The following is a 16,501-nucleotide window of genomic DNA, read 5'->3' as shown; positions in this document are numbered from 1 at the left end:
TCGGCCGCGAACGGATACTGCGCGAACCGCCTTCTGTCGCCGGTCCGCCCGAGGCATACCGCGCTCTTCGTCGGCTTTGTCCGGGCGGATGCGGTCGGTAACCGGTGGCGGTCGCGCACCGGATGCGGTGTCGGGAAGCCCGATGCGGCGGGGCTACTCGGGCGAGCCCTCGACTTGCACGCCGTTCCAGAAGGCGACGTGGTTCTTGATCTTGCGGGCCAGCGGGCTCGGGTGCGGGTAGTACCAGGCGGCGTCGGGGTTCTCCGCGCCGTCGACCGTGACGGTGTAATAGCTCGCGATGCCCTTCCACGGGCAGACGGTGTGCTTGGAACTCTCGCTGAAGTATTCGCTCCTCAGCGATTCCACCGGGAAGTACTGGTTGCCCTCGACCTCGACGGTTCTCGGGGCCTCGGCGATGACCGTTCCGTTCCAGATCGCACGCATCATGGGGTCGTGCCTCCTTCGTCGAGTCCGAGAATACGACGCAAATGCGTCCGAAACCCGGCGCGACAGTGGCGCGCAGAGCGTCCCGTGCCAAGATGTCTGCCGTGAGTACCGTCTACGACTGTGCCGATCCCGATTCCCGTGCCGCCGGTCTGAATGCCGCGCGCAGCACCCTGAAGTCCGGGCGATTGGCCGTCATTCCGACCGACACCCTGTACGGGCTCGCCGCCGACGCGTTCGACAGTCAGGCGGTGGGCGCGCTGCTGGCGGCCAAGCGCCGGGGACGCGATATGCCGGTGCCGGTGCTCGTCGGATCGTGGAACACGATCGACGGCCTGGTCTACTCCGTGCGCCCGCAGGCCCGGGAGCTGATCCGCGCCTTCTGGCCGGGCGGGCTGAGTCTGGTTGTGCAGCAAGCCCCTTCGCTGGCCTGGGATCTGGGCGACGCGCGCGGCACGGTCATGCTGCGCATGCCGCTGCATCCGGTCGCGCTGGAGCTGTTGCGTGAGGTCGGCCCGCTGGCCGTGTCGAGCGCGAACGTCTCCGGCCAGCCCCCGGCCACCACGGTGTCCGAGGCGCAGGCGCAGCTGGGCGAGCTGGTCGGGGTGTACCTCGACGGCGGCCCGGCCGATCACGCGGTCGCCTCCACCATCGTCGATCTCACCGCCGACACTCCGCGCATCCTGCGCGAGGGCGCGGTGCCGGTCGAGAAGCTCGCGGAGGTGCTCGGCATGTCGCCCGAGGAGCTCCGCCAGGACGGCGCGCGGTGACGGCCCGTTAGATGCTGTTGAGTCAGGGCGTATTCAGCCAGGGCGCGGTCGTCCCGCTGCGGGAGCTGCTGCTGGTGCTGCTCGTTGCCACGGTCGTGACATTTCTGAGCACGGGCGGAGTACGAGTGCTGGCCATCGGCTTCGGGGCGGTGGCCATTCCACGCGAACGCGATGTGCACGTCAAGCCGATCCCGCGCATGGGCGGGCTCGGAATCTATCTGGGCTTGCTCGGTGCGATTCTGTTCGCGCATCAGCTGCCGGCTCTGCGGCGAGGTTTCGACTATCCCAAGGACATTCCCGCGGTATTGGCCGCGGGCACGCTCATCGTGATCGTCGGCATCATCGACGATCGATGGGGTCTGGACGCGCTGACCAAGTTCGTGGGTCAGGTCACCGCGGCGGGGGTGATGGCAGTGATGGGCCTGAGTTGGGTAGCGATCTACAACCCCTTTACCAATGAGACGGTGGTGCTGGATCCGCTACAGGGCGGTCTGGTCACGGTCGGCATCACGGTCACCGTCGTGAACGCCATGAATTTCGTGGACGGCCTCGACGGTTTGGCGGCGGGTCTGGGCTTCATCGCGGCCGTCGCGGTCTTCGTGTTCACCGTGGGTTTGCTGTACGAGGTCGGTGGTTCCACCGACACGTATCCGCCCGCGTTGCTGGCCGCCGCGCTGGCCGGTGCGTGTTTGGGATTTCTGCCACACAATTTCTCGCCGGCCCGGATTTTCATGGGCGATACCGGCTCCATGCTCATCGGGTTGATGCTGGCCGCGGTGTCCACGGGCGCCTCGGGGCGAATTCCGCTGCAGGGTTACGGTCCGCGCGACATCGTGGGTTTGCTGTCGCCGCTGTTGCTGGTGGGTGCGGTGATCTTCATTCCTGTTCTTGATCTTGTTTTGGCGGTGGTTCGCCGAGTTCGCGCGGGTGTGAGTTTTTCCACTCCGGACAAAATGCATCTTCATCACCGTTTGCTGCAGATCGGACATTCTCAGCGACGCGTGGTGCTGGTGATCTATCTCTGGGTGAGCGTCTTCGCATTCGGCGCGGTTGGCACGTCATTGATCTCGGATCGCCGCTTGGTCGTGCTCGGGTTCGCCGCCGGATTGGTTTTCGCGCTCATCGTTACCGCGGTGCCCTCCTGGCGTGAGTTGAGAAACCCGACTCGCAAACCGCCCCACGATCGCGAACACGCCGCCGGGTAAGGTTGCTGACCGTGAGCACGCCTTCGAATCCCGGTCCCGACGCCCCGCTGCGCGCGGCCCTGCGCTACGGCCTCGACGGTTTGGCTGTGCTGGTTGTGGTTTCGGCGATCCTGTCGTCGATCTTCGCGGGCCTGCCCGGCCTGTGGGGAGCCCTGATCGGCGCCGCCCTGGGCGGCGCCTTCATCCTCACCACGGCCGCGTCGGTGCTGTTCAGCGCCAAGATCGAATCCGGCCTGCAGGGCATTGTGCTGCTCGGCAGCTGGGTCGGAAAACTGCTGCTGGCAGTGGTTGTCATCGCGGCGCTCAAGCAGTTCGATTTCTACAACCGATACGCGCTGTTCTTCACGGTGATCGCCGCGCTGCTCATCGTGCTCGGCGCGGAGACGTACGGTCTTCTGCGCCAACGCGTTCCGACCGTCGAAGTGGAGCGCGACCTGTAGTTTCCGGCTCCCGGACCTGCGGCGAAACACCGGTCACCACGTGTTTCGCCGACCCCCTACGCATTGTCGTAGATAACTTGATAAACTCTTTACCTGTAGCCAACCGAATCAACAGGGGGGGTCGCCTGAGACCCGCCTGAGAGCAGGTTATGCTTACAGCCGTACCGGGCCCTTCGGGTCACCGGTTCTGCACCGTCGACGATGTCGCCGACGCGCGTACAGACGCCAGGGCGTGACTGCCACAGCTGCTGACGAACTTCGAGCCGACCTGAGTCGACCCACCAGATCGTCAATGTCCGATCGAACCGCAGGAGAAAACTATCTCCTGCGTTCCGACCACGGGAGAGAACGCTGAGCGTCACCATTTTGGCGGGCGAGTTCCACGCGCCGTCACTCAACGACTTCTTCCCTCCAGCAGTGCTGTTCGAGGGGACGCCTTTCGAGCTCGACCGTTTGATGCTGATCCGCATCCTCATGGCGGCCGTTCTCGTGATCGTCATGCTCGCGGCTTTCCGTCGCCCGCAGCTGGTTCCGCGCGGCCTCCAGAATGTCGCCGAATACGGTCTGGTGTTCGTCAAGGAGCAGATCTGCGACGAGGTGCTGGGCAAGGAGTCCGGGAAGAGGTTCTTCCCGCTGATTGCGTCGATCTTCTTCGGCGTGCTGTTCCTGAACTTCTCCAGTGTCATTCCGGGCCTGAATATTTCATCGAACGCCCGAATCGGCATGCCGCTGGTGCTGGCCGTCGTCGCCTACATCACCTTCAACTATGTGGGCATCAAGAAGTACGGCTTCCTGAAATACATGCGCTCGTCCATCGTGGTGCCGAATGTGCCGCCCGCGCTGCATGTGCTGCTGATCCCGATCGAGTTCATCTCGACCTTCCTGCTGCGTCCGTTCACGCTGACCGTCCGTCTCATGGCGAACATGCTGGCCGGCCACATCATGTTGGTGCTGTTCTTCAGTGCCACCCAGTTCTTCCTGTTCGATGCCGTCACCTGGATGAAGGTGTTCTCGCCGTTCTCGCTGCTCGCGGGCTTCGGCTTCACACTCTTCGAAGTTCTGGTGATCTTCTTGCAGGCGTACGTCTTCGCGCTGCTGACCGCCGTGTACATCGGTCTCGCGCAGCACGCCGACTCTCACTGACCAACCGCACCAACACCAAAAACCTGCTACACGCGCTATCGGCGGGTGGGCGACAGAAAGGGAAACAACACTAATGAGCACCCTCTCGTACCTGGCTGCTGAAGTTGCCGAGTCGAAGGCCAAGGGCTACGGCGCCATCGGTTACGGCCTCGCCGCGATCGGCCCCGGCATCGGTGTGGGCATCGTCGTCGGTAAGGCCATCGAGGGCATCGCCCGTCAGCCCGAGCTGCAGGGCACCATCCGGACCAACATGTTCCTGGGTATCGCGTTCACCGAGGCCCTGGCGCTGATCGGTCTCGTCGCCGGCTTCATTTTCTGATTCCGGCAAAAGACTAGGAATCAACGATGAACAACATTGTGTTGCTCGCGGCGGCCGAGGAGGATATCAATCCCCTCGTCCCCAAGACCTATGACATTGTCTGGTCTGCGATCGTCTTCATCGTTATCGCCTTTGTCTTCGCCAAGTACGTCGTCCCGCGCCTGACCAAGGTGCTGGACGAACGTTCCGAGAAGATCGAGGGCGGTATCAGCAAGGCCGAGGCCGTGCAGGCCGAGGCGCAGGCCACCCTGCAGCAGTACCAGGAGCAGCTGGCCGAGGCCCGCCTCGAGGCTGCTCGCATCCGCGAGGAAGCCCGCACCCAGGGTGCGGCCATCCTGTCGCAGATGCGTTCCGATGCGCAGGCCGAGGCCGACCGCATCGTGGCCGCCGGTCACTCGCAGCTGGAGGCTCAGCGCCAGCAGATCGTGACCGAGCTGCGGTCCGAGCTGGGCCGCACCGCGGTCGACCTGGCCGAGAAGATCATCGGTCAGTCGGTGGCCGACGAGGCCAAGCAGTCGGCGTCGATCGACCGGTTCCTGCAGGAGCTGGACGCGAACGCCGGCATCGGGGTCGGAAGGTAACGAGCCGAAAGTGGGAAGCATGTACGCAGCGAGCCGCGAGGCGAGTTCCCGTGCGCGGGAAGCTCTTCGGGCCGCTCTGACCGGTAGCGACACCGTCGCGGCTACTACGGGGTCCGAGCTGTTCGCCGTTGTCGCCGTCCTCGACGACCAGCGTTCGCTGCGTGTGGCGCTCGCGGATAAGTCGGTGTCGAGTTCGGCGCGCGCCGAGCTGGCCGAACGCGTCTTCGGCGGCAAGATCAGCGGAACCACCCTGGCCGTGCTGACCACCGCGGTGGCCCAGGACTGGTCGCGCACCCGCGATCTGGTCGACACGCTGGTGCTGCTCGGCCGCGAAGCGCTGCTGCGCGCCGCGGAGGACCGCGGCCGCCTCGGCGCCGTCGAGGACGAGCTGTTCCGGCTGGGCCGCATCATCGATGACAACCCGGACCTGGAGCAGGCGCTGCAGGACCACGGCAAGCCGGCGGATGCCAAGCGTGCCCTGGTGCAGCGTCTGCTCGCGGGCAAGGTCGAGGACATCACCCTGCAGCTGGTCGAACAGGCCGTGCTGCGCCACAAGGGCGATGCCGGCCAGGCCATCGATGAGCTGTCCGATCTGGCCGCGTCGCTCCGGGAGCAGATCGTGGCGCACGTGCGCGCCGCGGTGGCCCTGACGCCGCAGCAGCGCGAGCACCTCGCCGCGTCGCTGCAGCGCATCTACGACAAGCCCGTCACGGTGCACGTGCAGGAGGACCCGACCTTGCTGGCCGGTGTCGTCGTGCGTGTCGGCGACGACCTGATCGACGGCAGCGCCATCGGGCGACTCCAGCGCTTGCGTCAGTCTCTCGCTTAGAGACGAACGCCGAGAAGCGCAATAACACACCGACATTCGAGACCACAGCGAGAGCAGGAAGAACATGGCGGAGCTGACGATCTCCCCCGATGAGATCCGTAGCGCGATCGAGAGCTACACCCAGAGCTACACCCCCGAGACCTCCATCGAAGAGATCGGTGTCGTCACCGACACCGGCGACGGCATCGCCCACATCAGTGGCCTGCCGTCCGCGATGGCCAACGAGCTCCTGGAGTTCCCGGGCGGCGTCCTCGGCGTGGCGCTGAACCTGGAGGACACCGAGATCGGTGCCGTCGTCCTGGGTGAGTTCGACACCATCGAAGAGGGCCAGCAGGTCCGCCGCACCGGCGACGTGCTCTCGGTTCCCGTGGGCGACAAGTTCCTCGGCCGCGTCATCGACCCGCTGGGCGCGCCGATCGACGGCCTGGGCGAGATCGAGGCCGACGAGCGTCGCGTGCTCGAGCTGCAGGCCGCGACCGTGCTGGAGCGTCAGCCGGTCGGTGAGCCCATGGCCACCGGCATCACCGCCATCGACGCCCTGACCGCCATCGGCCGTGGTCAGCGTCAGCTGGTGATCGGCGACCGCAAGACCGGTAAGACCGCGGTCTGCATCGACGCCATCATCAACCAGAAGGCCAACTGGGCCACCGGCGATCCGTCGAAGCAGGTGCGCTGCATCTACGTCGCGATCGGCCAGAAGGGCTCCACCATCGCGGGTGTGAAGTCCGCGCTCGAGGCCCACGGCGCGATGGAGTACACCACCATCGTCGCGGCCCCCGCGTCCGACTCCGCCGGCTTCAAGTGGCTTGCGCCGTACACCGGTTCGGCCCTCGGCCAGCACTGGATGTACCAGGGCAAGCACGTCCTGATCGTGTTCGACGACCTGTCCAAGCAGGCCGAGGCCTACCGCGCCATCTCGCTGCTGCTGCGCCGCCCGCCGGGCCGCGAGGCGTACCCGGGTGACGTCTTCTACCTGCACTCGCGTCTGCTGGAGCGTTGCGCCAAGCTGTCCGACGCGCTGGGCGCGGGCTCGATGACCGGTCTGCCGATCATCGAGACCAAGGCCAACGACGTCTCGGCGTTCATCCCGACCAACGTCATCTCCATCACCGACGGCCAGGTGTTCCTGGAGTCGGACCTCTTCAACAAGGGTGTCCGCCCGGCCATCAACGTCGGTATCTCGGTGTCCCGAGTCGGTGGCGCCGCGCAGACCAAGGCCATGAAGAAGGTCTCCGGTTCGCTGCGTCTGGAGCTGGCCTCCTACCGTGAGCTCGAGGCGTTCTCCGCCTTCGCCTCCGACCTGGATGCCGCCTCGCTGGCTCAGCTGGAGCGTGGCGCGCGCTGGGTCGAGCTGCTCAAGCAGGACCAGTACGCCCCGGTTTCGGTTGAGGACCAGGTTGTTTCGCTGTACCTGGTCGACGCCGGCTACTACGACTCGGTGCCGGTCGGCGACATCCGTCGCTTCAACGGCGAACTGCTCGAGTACCTGCACTCCTCGGTGCAGTCCTCCTTCGACGCCCTGCAGGGCGGCTCGAAGGTGCTCGAGGGCGAGTCCGCCGACGCCATCAAGAGCGCGACCGACAAGTTCAAGCAGGGCTTCCTGGCGTCCGACGGCTCGCGGGTCGTCGAGGCCGAGGCCGACAAGCTGGACCACGAAGAGGTCGAGTCTCTTTCCGTCACTCGCAAGCACGTCGAGAAGTAAGACGGGCACATGCGACTGACCGAATCGACGAATGAAGGGAGTGTGAACCGCTAATGGCAAGCGTGCGCGAATTGCGCTCCCGCATTCGATCTGTGAGCTCGATCAAGAAGATCACCAAGGCTCAGGAACTGATCGCGACCTCGCGAATCAGCAAGGCGCAGGCCCGAGTTGCCGCCGCCAAGCCCTACGCGGAGGAGATCACCAAGGTGCTGGCCGAATTGGCCAGCGCCAGTGGGAATCTCTCGCACCCGCTGCTCACCGAGCGTGAGAACCCGCGCCGCGCAGCGGTTCTGGTCATCACCTCCGACCGCGGTATGTGCGGTGGCTACAACTCCAACGTGCTCAAGCGCGCCGAGGAGCTCATGGTCACGCTGCGCTCCGAGGGCAAGGAGCCGGTGCTGTACGTGATGGGCGCGAAGGGCCTGACCTACTACACCTTCCGCAAGCGGTCGGTGAACGGGTCCTGGCTCGGCTTCTCGCAGCAGCCCAACTACGCCGACGCCTCGGCCGCCTGCAACCACCTGGTCGAGGCGTTCATGGCCGGCTCGGACGGCGAGGTCGCCACCCCCAACGGGGTCGGCACCATGGAGGGCGTCGACGAACTGCACATCGTCTACACGCGTTTCGTGTCGATGCTGTCGCAGCAGCCCGAGGTGCGTCGCCTGGCTCCGATCCAGGTGACGTTCGTGGACGAGGATTACGACATGGGTCCGGACTCCTTCACCGACTCCGAGTCGGCGGAGCTCAAGCCCCAGTACGAGTTCGAGCCGGACGCGGATCGCCTGCTGGGCGCGCTGCTTCCGAAGTACGTCAACACCCGGATCTACTCGTCGCTGCTCGAAGCGGCGGCATCGGAGTCGGCTGCGCGCCGCACCGCCATGAAGGCCGCAACGGATAACGCCACGGACCTGGTCAATTCGCTGACCCGGACCGCGAACTCGTTGCGCCAGGCGCAGATTACGCAGGAAATCACGGAAATCGTCGGCGGTGCCAACGCACTGGCGTCGAGCTCGGACCGCGACTAAGGCCGGGTGAGCTGTGCCTCAGGCGCGGAGGCGGCAGCTTGCGTAACCACGCAGCGCCAGCACAGCTCACTATCTAATACGGAAGAGAACCAATGACCGCAGCTACTGAAACTCGGGTTGGCACCGGCCGTGTCGCCCGCGTCATCGGACCCGTCGTGGACGTCGAGTTCCCGCGCGGTTCGATCCCCGACCTGTACAACGCCCTCAATGTGGACATCGCGCTCGCGTCGGTGGCCAAGACCCTGACCCTCGAGGTCGCGCAGCACCTGGGCGACAACATCGTTCGCACCATCTCGATGCAGCCGACCGATGGTCTGATCCGTGGCGCCGAGGTGCGCGACACCGGCAAGCCGATCTCGGTGCCCGTCGGTGACGTCGTCAAGGGCCACGTGTTCAACGCCCTCGGCGACTGCCTCGACACCCCGGGTCTGGGCCGCGACGGCGAGCAGTGGGGCATCCACCGCCAGCCGCCCGCCTTCGACCAGCTCGAGGGCAAGACCGAGATCCTCGAGACCGGCATCAAGGTCATCGACCTGCTGACCCCGTACGTCAAGGGCGGCAAGATCGGTCTGTTCGGTGGTGCCGGTGTCGGCAAGACCGTTCTGATCCAGGAGATGATCACCCGTATCGCGCGTGAGTTCTCCGGTACGTCCGTGTTCGCGGGCGTCGGTGAGCGCACCCGTGAGGGCACCGACCTCCACCTCGAAATGGAAGAGATGGGCGTCCTCCAGGACACCGCCCTCGTCTTCGGCCAGATGGACGAGCCGCCGGGCACGCGTATGCGCGTCGCTCTCTCGGCCCTGACCATGGCCGAGTACTTCCGCGACGTCCAGAACCAGGACGTGCTGCTGTTCATCGACAACATCTTCCGGTTCACCCAGGCCGGCTCCGAGGTCTCGACCCTGCTGGGTCGTATGCCCTCGGCCGTGGGTTACCAGCCCACCCTGGCGGACGAGATGGGTCAGCTCCAGGAGCGGATCACCTCGACCCGTGGTCGCTCGATCACCTCGATGCAGGCGATCTACGTCCCCGCCGACGACTACACCGACCCGGCGCCGGCGACCACCTTCGCCCACCTCGATGCGACGACCGAGCTTTCGCGCCCGATCTCGCAGAAGGGCATCTACCCGGCCGTCGACCCGCTGTCCTCGACCTCGCGAATCCTCGAGGCCTCGATCGTCGGCGAGCGGCACTTCCGGGTGGCCAACGAGGTCAAGCGAATCCTGCAGAAGTACAAGGAACTCCAGGACATCATCGCGATTCTGGGTATGGACGAGCTCTCCGAAGAGGACAAGGTCCTCGTCGGTCGCGCCCGTCGCCTGGAGAAGTTCCTGGGCCAGAACTTCATCGTGGCCGAGAAGTTCACCGGCCAGGAGGGTTCGGTCGTGCCGCTGGAGCAGACCATCGACGACTTCGATCGGGTCTGCAAGGGCGAGTTCGACCACCTGCCCGAGCAGGCGTTCAACTCCTGCGGTGGCCTGGACGACGTCGAGGCGGCCGCGAAGAAGATCGCCGGGAAGTAGTCACCCATGGCAGATATGTCCGTTGACCTGGTCGCCGTCGAGCGACTGGTGTGGTCGGGCCGGGCGAAGTTCGTCTCGGCCCAGACCACCGAGGGCGAGATCGGCATCCTGGCCGGTCACGAGCCGCTGCTCGGCCAGCTGGTCGAGGGCGGCACCGTGACCATCGTCTCGGATGACGACGAGCGCATCGTCGCGGCCGTGCACGGCGGTTTCTTCTCGGTCACCGCCACCTCGGTGCGCGTGCTGGCCGAGTCCGCCGAGTTCTCCTTCGACATCGACGAGGCGGCCGCCAAGGCCGTCGTCGCCGACGCCGATGCGAGCCCGGCCGCGCTGGCCAAGGCTCAGGGCCAGCTGCGCGCCCTCGAGAAGGCTGCCTCCGCGTAGTCTTCGGCACCGAAGCAAAAGGCGGCGGCCCCGGGGAAAACCCCGGGGCCGCCGCTCTTTTCACTTCCGCCACCTAGTTCCATGCCCGCGCCCGGCCAACAGCCGGGCGCGGGCATGTTTGTCACTCGAAGACGAGAATCGGCTTGATCGTGCCGCCGTGGTGGGCGTCCTCGAGCGCGGTGTCGATGTCCTCGAATTCGTAGGTCTTGCTGATCTTCTCGATGGGGAACTTGCCCTCGGCATGCCATTGCAGCAGCTGCGGAATGAACTTCTGCGGATCTCCGCTGCCCTCGATACAGCCGCGGACGGCCTTGCCGTTTCCGGTGAGGTGACCGATCTCCAGGTCCATGCTGGCCTCACCGAGGCCGACGAGTACCAGGGTGCCCATGGGGGCCAGGGCTTCCAGGCCCGTGGCGATCACGGGATTGAGGGCCGTGGTGTCGAGCGCGAAGTTCGCGCCGCCATCGGTCGCCGCGATGATCTGCGCCACCACGTCCTCGGCCGCGCCGTCGATGGTGACGTCCGCGCCCAGCTCCTTGGCCACGGCCAGCCGCGCCGCGGAAAGGTCAATGGCCACAATGGTTCCCGCGCCGATGGCACGCGCCGCCATGAGGGCCGACATGCCCACGCCGCCGACGCCGAAGATGGCGATCGAATCGTTCGGGCCCGGCTTCATGACATTGGCGACCGCGCCCGCGCCGGTCTGCACGCCGCAGCCGAAGGGGGAGGTGGCGACCAGATCCACGTTCTTGTCGACCACCACGACGCTGCGCGCCGGCACCAGCGCGTGGGTGGCGAAACTCGACTGCCCGAAGAACGCGCCCATCACGCGCTCGCCATTGCTGCTCAGCGGCGAAGTGAAATCCGAGCGGCCGCCCGACGTGTTCAGAATGACGAAATTCTCGCAATAGGGCGGAAGCCCGTTGACGCAGCGTGAACAGGTACCGCAACTGGCGTAGGTGAGCAGTACGTGGTCGCCTACTTCGATTCCGGTTACCTCCGAGCCAATTCGCTCGACGACGCCCGATCCTTCGTGTCCGAGCACGATCGGCAAATCGGCGGGAAACACGCCCTTGGTGACCAGGTCGGTGTGGCACACCCCGCTCGCGACGAGGCGCACCAGCACCTCGTTCGCGCGCGGGTCCTCCAGTTCGAGGGTCTCCATGGAGAACGGCTTATCCGCTCCCCGGGCCACCGCAGCGGTGATTTCCACGGAATCTCCTTCCAAGACATCCCAATTGTCCGGAGCATAAGAACGTGTTCCAGTTTTGGGCCATCTCGGATCCTACTGAGCGGGCCTGCCGTTGGGAACCGGTCGGCCGAGGCTGGTAAGCAGCAACGGATTTCCGATTCGTCGTGGCGAAATTGCGACCCGGGTAACACTGTGTGGTTAAATGCAATCGCCGGTCTACGGATGTGATCTGAAGCATCCCGCAAAGCCTCGGCAATCCAGCATTTTCAGCTTTACCTCCACGATGCACACTGCACGATGAGCGAGGGGTTGATGAGCGGGCTTCGTATTGGCAAATGGGGGGTGGCTGTCGCTGTCGTCGCGGTCGCCCTCGGATTCTTCTCACCGGGTGCGGCGAACGCGGATGTCACGGTTCCGCTCCCCGACGGGCATATCGAGGGCCCGGGCGTCAAGATCACCAGTCTCGGTGAGCGCGCGATCATTTCGCCGTCGCTGGCCGACAACGGCGCTGGTCGCACCTCCTGGGTGACGGGCAACGTCACCGCCGAGGTGGAAACCCCGGACGGCACGGTCGGACCCAATAACGGTCCGAAGAACTTTCCGGGCACCAACAACTCGGGCACGCACGGATCGTCCAACCTGACCACCGGCTACATCGTCGGATGCCAGGTGAACCTCGGGACCTTCAGCGCGAACTCGTCGTTCACGATCAGCGCCACCCCGAGTCTGTCGGGCGGCTTCAGCTTCCCGCTGTCCCCGGGGCAGGTGCAGTGGGTCGCGATCAACAACATCGAGTTGACCAAGAGCGGCAGCTACACCATCAACTATCAGGACATTCCGATGGAGATTCAGGGCTGCGGCGGTTACGCCCAGGCCCGCCAGGTCTCCGTAGTCGAGATCATCGGCGCGGACTACCACAAGGTCTCCCTCTTCGGTCAGCCGTTCAGCATCGGCTGACGAGACCACTCCGACGGAAGGGATCGCATGTACGGCAAGGCAATTCGCGTTCGGGGTGGCAGGGCCCTCGGGGTGGCGCTGACCGCGGTGGTGGTGTCCGGTCTCGGTTCGACCGGACCCGCGCACGCCGACACCTTCATTCCGCTGCCCGGTGGATCGATCACCCGCACGCTCGCCGACGGCACCACCATGACTGTCCGGATCACCGGGGAGTCGGCCAAGATCAGCGGCTCGATGGGTGACACCCCGATGCACCGCAATGTCTGGACCACCGCGGTGGCCAGCGTCGATCTCGACGGCCCGAGCGCCGGGAGCGACAACATCCAGATCAAGATCAGTCCGGGCTACATCGTCGGCTGTCAGGTGGACATCGGCGGACTGCAGAACGGGGCCAACGCCGGGGTGACGAACGATCCCAGTAAGGCCTCGTCATCCAATCCGTTCGGCGGGCTCTCCGCGACCCAGTCGCTGTCCGAGGGCATCACCGTCGGACCCGGTCAGGCCGTCGCGCGGCTCATGCTGGACCTCGAGAAGCCCGACGACTACGGCATGGAATCGCACAAGCGCTACAACAAGGTTGCCGGTCCGCACGCCAGCGTCAGCTGGCAGGACGAAGCCTTCGAGGTGAACGGCTGCGGTGGTTACGCCCAGGCGCGCTCGTTCGTGGCGGCCGAGGTGGACACCCCGAACTTCATCGGCAACCTCGTCCTCTACGGCGATCCGTTCACTATGGGCTGATATATCTTCTGCACCTCGCTGAACAGCGCATTCGTCACATTCGGTGGATGGCCGGACTTCGCCTTTCCGCGGTCGCTACTATCGACCGAAAGCGGGGCCCGGCCACTGGCCGGTTCGTGATCGACAGCAACGCGGATGTGAAGGGACGGAGCGGCATTGCAAACCGGGATGTGGCTTCTGATCATTCTGGTGTTGCTGCTTGTCGGTTTGGCCCTGGCCTCGACCTATCGCCTGATCATGCTGCGCCGCGGCGGCACCGCCGCGTTGCTGCGGGTATTGCCCGCGCGCGGGCACGGCGGCGGCTGGCGGCACGGCCTCATCCGCTACGACGAGGACACCCTCCTCTTCTACAAACTCTCGAGTCTGAAGCTCGGCCCGGATTCGTCCATGCGCCGGCTCGCCATCGAGATCGGCCCGCGGCGCTCCCCGGACGGCGACGAGTACGACATCATGACCGACGAGGTCATCGTCATGTGCTCCGACGGCGACGGTAGCTACGAACTGGCCCTGGACCGGGGTGCGATGGCGGCCTTCCTGTCCTGGGTGGAATCCCGCCCCTCCGAGCGCATTCGCCGCCGCCGCGCCGGCTAGCCGCGACGCGTTAGGCTCACCCTGTGAGCGTGCACCTGACTCGGATCTATACGCGGACCGGCGATGACGGTACGACCGGTTTGAGTGATTTCTCCCGGGTGGCCAAGACCGATCCCCGGCTCATCGCCTACGCCGACTGTGACGAAACCAATGCGGCACTGGGTGTGGCCATCGCGCTCGGGCAGCCCGATGAGCGGATGCTCGGTGTGCTGCGTTCCGTACAGAACGATCTCTTCGACGCCGGCGCGGACCTCTCTACCCCCGTGGTCGCCGAGCCCAAGTACCCGCCGCTGCGCATCACCCAGGACTACATCGACCGCCTCGAGAAATGGTGCGATGAGTTCAATGAGCCTCTGGCGCCGTTGAATTCGTTCATCCTGCCCGGCGGCACCCCCCTTGCCGCGCTGCTGCACACGGCACGCACCGTCGCGCGACGCGCCGAGCGTTCAGCCTGGGCCGCGGTCGACGCACACCCGGATGACACGAGTGCGCTGCCCGCCAAATACCTCAACCGGCTGTCCGACCTGCTGTTCATCCTGAGCCGCGTCGCCAATCCGGAGGGCGACATACTTTGGCGCCCGGGCGGAGACGCCGCGAGCACGGGAACGGACCACTAGGCTGACCCCCGTGAGTGAACGGTTTCTGGTGACCGGGGGCAGCAGGCTCGTCGGTGAGGTCGCGGTGGGCGGCGCGAAGAACAGCGTCCTCAAGCTGATGGCCGCCGCGTTGCTGGCCGAGGGTACGACCACCATCACCAACTGCCCGGACATCCTGGATGTGCCGCTGATGGCAGAGGTGCTGCGCGGTCTGGGCTGCGATGTCGCCGTCGACCACGAGACCGTGACCATCACGACGCCGCCGGAACCGAAGTACCACGCGGACTTCCCCGCGGTCACCCAGTTCCGCGCCTCGGTGTGCGTGCTCGGTCCGCTCATGGCGCGCTGCAAGCGAGCCGTCGTCGCGCTGCCCGGCGGTGACGCCATCGGTTCGCGTCCGCTGGACATGCACCAGCAGGGCCTGCGGCTGCTCGGCGCGACCTCGGAAATCGAGCACGGCTGCCTGGTCGCGCGGGCGGAAGAGCTGCAGGGCGCCCGGATTCGCCTGGACTTCCCGTCGGTCGGCGCGACCGAGAACATCCTGATGGCCGCGGTGCTCGCCGACGGTGAGACGGTCATCGACAATGCCGCGCGCGAACCGGAGATCGTGGATCTCTGCAACATGCTGGCGCGGATGGGCGCGAAGATCTCCGGTGCGGGCACCTCGGTGCTGACCATCGAGGGTGTGGACAAGCTGTCGCCGACCACGCACCGGGTGATCGGCGACCGCATCGTCGCCGCCACCTGGGGTATCGCCGCCGCCATGACCACCGGCGACGTGCGGGTGACGGGCATCAACCCCAAGCACCTGTCGCTGGTGCTGGACAAGCTGCGTTCCGCCGGCGCGCGAATCTCGTTCGAACCGGATGGTTTTCGTGTGGTGCAGGCGGATCGGCCTCGTGCCGTGAACTTCTCGACCCTGCCGTTCCCGGGTTTCCCCACCGACCTGCAGCCCATGGCCATCGGCCTGGCCGCGATCGCCGACGGCACCTCGATGATCACCGAGAACATCTTCGAAGCGCGCTTCCGATTCGTCGAAGAGATGATCCGCCTGGGCGCGGATGCCCGCACCGATGGGCATCACGCTGTGGTGCGCGGTATTCCGCGGCTGTCCTCGGCGCCGGTCTGGTCCTCCGACATTCGCGCCGGCGCGGGCCTTGTGCTCGCGGGTCTGGTCGCCGACGGTGTCACCGAGGTGCACGACGTCTTCCACATCGACCGTGGTTACCCGGATTTCGTGGAGAACCTGCGCTCGCTCGGGGCCGAGATCGAACGGGTCGGAACCACCGATTGAACAACCGGTGTCGGGACGTGTTCGCGAAAACCCGTCCTGAACAGGCGATTTGACATGCGAACAACCAACACGTAACTTATTCCAGGTCAGAGCGACACGGACACCGACTCCGGTGAGACGAGCTTCGCCTGATGATCACACTAGCTCCCACCAACCAGCCGATTTGGTTCTGCTGTGCGGATGGGGCTAAGCTTGAAAAGTTGCCTCACGATCGAGCGGGACTAAGAGCCCGGGAGATCGTTTGTGCGTGTGTTCTTTGAGAACTCAATAGTGTGTCGATGAATGTCAGTGCCAAATATTTTATTTGGTTCCAATCATTCTCACCCCCGTGAGGGTGGTTGGACATTAAGTCAGCTTAATTTCCGAGCTGGCGTTTGATTTTGCCAAGGTTTTCGGACTCTGGTTAATTCTTCCGATTTCATCCGTAAGGATGCGATTGAGAGTCTTCAACGGAGAGTTTGATCCTGGCTCAGGACGAACGCTGGCGGCGTGCTTAACACATGCAAGTCGAGCGGTAAGGCCCTTCGGGGTACACGAGCGGCGAACGGGTGAGTAACACGTGGGTGATCTGCCTTGCACTCTGGGATAAGCCTGGGAAACTGGGTCTAATACCGGATATGAGCAGCCTTCGCATGGGGGTTGTTGGAAAGATTTATCGGTGCGAGATGGGCCCGCGGCCTATCAGCTTGTTGGTGAGGTAACGGCTCACCAAGGCGACGACGGGTAGCCGGCCTGAGAGGGCGACCGGCCACACTGGGACTGAGACAC

Annotated in this window: 18 protein-coding genes and 1 rRNA gene; 17 read left to right on the top strand and 2 right to left on the bottom strand. The window is 65.2% G+C overall.

The window, feature by feature from the left end; translation table 11 throughout:
• Positions 1-153 precede the first annotated feature (153 nt).
• Positions 154-447, bottom strand: a complete 294-nt coding sequence (locus GPX89_RS15500) for a DUF427 domain-containing protein (protein ID WP_157388308.1) — start codon at positions 445-447, stop codon at positions 154-156.
• Positions 448-548: 101 nt separating this feature from the next.
• On the opposite strand from GPX89_RS15500, the gene GPX89_RS15495 reads away from it, so the two are divergent.
• The 11 genes from GPX89_RS15495 (at position 549) to GPX89_RS15445 (ending at position 10,365) form a co-directional block, all read left to right on the top strand.
• Positions 549-1,214, top strand: coding sequence for an L-threonylcarbamoyladenylate synthase (locus GPX89_RS15495; protein WP_328602056.1), 666 nt, complete (start codon positions 549-551; stop codon positions 1,212-1,214).
• A gap of 11 nt (positions 1,215-1,225) precedes the next feature.
• The gene (locus GPX89_RS15490; protein ID WP_157388306.1) at positions 1,226-2,419 is read left to right on the top strand and encodes an MraY family glycosyltransferase; all 1,194 of its coding nucleotides are present in this window, start codon (positions 1,226-1,228) and stop codon (positions 2,417-2,419) included.
• Between the two features lie 11 nt (positions 2,420-2,430).
• The gene (locus GPX89_RS15485; RefSeq protein ID WP_407939398.1) at positions 2,431-2,859 is read left to right on the top strand and encodes a hypothetical protein; all 429 of its coding nucleotides are present in this window, start codon (positions 2,431-2,433) and stop codon (positions 2,857-2,859) included.
• A gap of 417 nt (positions 2,860-3,276) precedes the next feature.
• Positions 3,277-4,002, top strand: coding sequence for a F0F1 ATP synthase subunit A (atpB, locus tag GPX89_RS15480; protein WP_328601871.1), 726 nt, complete (start codon positions 3,277-3,279; stop codon positions 4,000-4,002).
• A gap of 73 nt (positions 4,003-4,075) precedes the next feature.
• Entirely contained in the window at positions 4,076-4,321 is a 246-nt protein-coding gene (locus GPX89_RS15475) for an ATP synthase F0 subunit C (RefSeq protein ID WP_040805202.1), read from the top strand.
• Between the two features lie 26 nt (positions 4,322-4,347).
• Positions 4,348-4,902, top strand: a complete 555-nt coding sequence (locus GPX89_RS15470; protein WP_157388305.1) for a F0F1 ATP synthase subunit B — start codon at positions 4,348-4,350, stop codon at positions 4,900-4,902.
• A gap of 19 nt (positions 4,903-4,921) precedes the next feature.
• On the top strand, positions 4,922-5,731 hold the full coding sequence (locus GPX89_RS15465; protein WP_157388304.1) for a F0F1 ATP synthase subunit delta: 810 nt from the start codon (positions 4,922-4,924) through the stop codon (positions 5,729-5,731).
• A 64-nt stretch (positions 5,732-5,795) separates the two neighbouring features.
• Positions 5,796-7,433: a F0F1 ATP synthase subunit alpha gene (gene atpA / locus GPX89_RS15460; protein ID WP_157388303.1), complete on the top strand. Its 1,638-nt coding sequence runs from the start codon at positions 5,796-5,798 to the stop codon at positions 7,431-7,433.
• 53 nt (positions 7,434-7,486) lie between these two features.
• Positions 7,487-8,458: a F0F1 ATP synthase subunit gamma gene (locus GPX89_RS15455; RefSeq protein WP_157388302.1), complete on the top strand. Its 972-nt coding sequence runs from the start codon at positions 7,487-7,489 to the stop codon at positions 8,456-8,458.
• A gap of 92 nt (positions 8,459-8,550) precedes the next feature.
• Positions 8,551-9,981, top strand: coding sequence for a F0F1 ATP synthase subunit beta (atpD, locus tag GPX89_RS15450; RefSeq protein WP_157388301.1), 1,431 nt, complete (start codon positions 8,551-8,553; stop codon positions 9,979-9,981).
• A gap of 6 nt (positions 9,982-9,987) precedes the next feature.
• Positions 9,988-10,365, top strand: a complete 378-nt coding sequence (locus GPX89_RS15445) for a F0F1 ATP synthase subunit epsilon (protein ID WP_157388300.1) — start codon at positions 9,988-9,990, stop codon at positions 10,363-10,365.
• Positions 10,366-10,486: 121 nt separating this feature from the next.
• On the opposite strand, the gene GPX89_RS15440 is transcribed toward GPX89_RS15445, so the two are convergent.
• Positions 10,487-11,578, bottom strand: a complete 1,092-nt coding sequence (locus GPX89_RS15440; RefSeq protein WP_328601870.1) for an NAD(P)-dependent alcohol dehydrogenase — start codon at positions 11,576-11,578, stop codon at positions 10,487-10,489.
• Positions 11,579-11,899: 321 nt separating this feature from the next.
• Between GPX89_RS15440 and GPX89_RS15435 the strand changes: the two genes are divergently transcribed.
• From GPX89_RS15435 to GPX89_RS15410, 6 genes are all read left to right on the top strand, one after another.
• Positions 11,900-12,514, top strand: a complete 615-nt coding sequence (locus GPX89_RS15435; RefSeq protein ID WP_328601869.1) for an MspA family porin — start codon at positions 11,900-11,902, stop codon at positions 12,512-12,514.
• A gap of 27 nt (positions 12,515-12,541) precedes the next feature.
• Positions 12,542-13,252 (top strand): MspA family porin, encoded by a 711-nt coding sequence (locus GPX89_RS15430; protein ID WP_157388298.1) that lies wholly within the window; start codon positions 12,542-12,544, stop codon positions 13,250-13,252.
• A gap of 168 nt (positions 13,253-13,420) precedes the next feature.
• Complete coding sequence (locus GPX89_RS15425) at positions 13,421-13,843, top strand: DUF2550 domain-containing protein (RefSeq protein WP_198347467.1); 423 nt, start codon at positions 13,421-13,423, stop codon at positions 13,841-13,843.
• A gap of 23 nt (positions 13,844-13,866) precedes the next feature.
• Complete coding sequence (locus GPX89_RS15420; protein ID WP_328601868.1) at positions 13,867-14,460, top strand: cob(I)yrinic acid a,c-diamide adenosyltransferase; 594 nt, start codon at positions 13,867-13,869, stop codon at positions 14,458-14,460.
• A gap of 10 nt (positions 14,461-14,470) precedes the next feature.
• On the top strand, positions 14,471-15,733 hold the full coding sequence (gene murA / locus GPX89_RS15415) for a UDP-N-acetylglucosamine 1-carboxyvinyltransferase (protein WP_328601867.1): 1,263 nt from the start codon (positions 14,471-14,473) through the stop codon (positions 15,731-15,733).
• Between the two features lie 446 nt (positions 15,734-16,179).
• Positions 16,180-16,501, top strand: a 16S ribosomal RNA gene (locus tag GPX89_RS15410); the annotation flags it as partial.

The sequence above is a fragment of the Nocardia terrae genome (assembly GCF_009760405.1).
Classification (GTDB): domain Bacteria; phylum Actinomycetota; class Actinomycetes; order Mycobacteriales; family Mycobacteriaceae; genus Nocardia; species Nocardia terrae.
Note: the sequence above shows the minus strand (reverse complement) of the source record. Positions and strands in the feature narration are given on the sequence as shown.

Bases quoted from the DNA above. Each gene is read 5' to 3' on its own strand.
- atpA (WP_157388303.1), top strand. From the start codon at position 5,796: ATGGCGGAGCTGACGATCTCCCCCGATGAGATCCGTAGCGCGATCGAG.
- GPX89_RS15465 (WP_157388304.1), top strand. From the start codon at position 4,922: ATGTACGCAGCGAGCCGCGAGGCGAGTTCCCGTGCGCGGGAAGCTCTT.
- GPX89_RS15425 (WP_198347467.1), top strand. From the start codon at position 13,421: ATGTGGCTTCTGATCATTCTGGTGTTGCTGCTTGTCGGTTTGGCCCTG.
- GPX89_RS15470 (WP_157388305.1), top strand. From the start codon at position 4,348: ATGAACAACATTGTGTTGCTCGCGGCGGCCGAGGAGGATATCAATCCC.
- GPX89_RS15430 (WP_157388298.1), top strand. From the start codon at position 12,542: ATGTACGGCAAGGCAATTCGCGTTCGGGGTGGCAGGGCCCTCGGGGTG.
- GPX89_RS15490 (WP_157388306.1), top strand. From the start codon at position 1,226: ATGCTGTTGAGTCAGGGCGTATTCAGCCAGGGCGCGGTCGTCCCGCTG.
- GPX89_RS15500 (WP_157388308.1), bottom strand. From the start codon at position 447: ATGATGCGTGCGATCTGGAACGGAACGGTCATCGCCGAGGCCCCGAGA.
- GPX89_RS15445 (WP_157388300.1), top strand. From the start codon at position 9,988: ATGGCAGATATGTCCGTTGACCTGGTCGCCGTCGAGCGACTGGTGTGG.
- GPX89_RS15455 (WP_157388302.1), top strand. From the start codon at position 7,487: ATGGCAAGCGTGCGCGAATTGCGCTCCCGCATTCGATCTGTGAGCTCG.
- atpD (WP_157388301.1), top strand. From the start codon at position 8,551: ATGACCGCAGCTACTGAAACTCGGGTTGGCACCGGCCGTGTCGCCCGC.
- GPX89_RS15475 (WP_040805202.1), top strand. From the start codon at position 4,076: ATGAGCACCCTCTCGTACCTGGCTGCTGAAGTTGCCGAGTCGAAGGCC.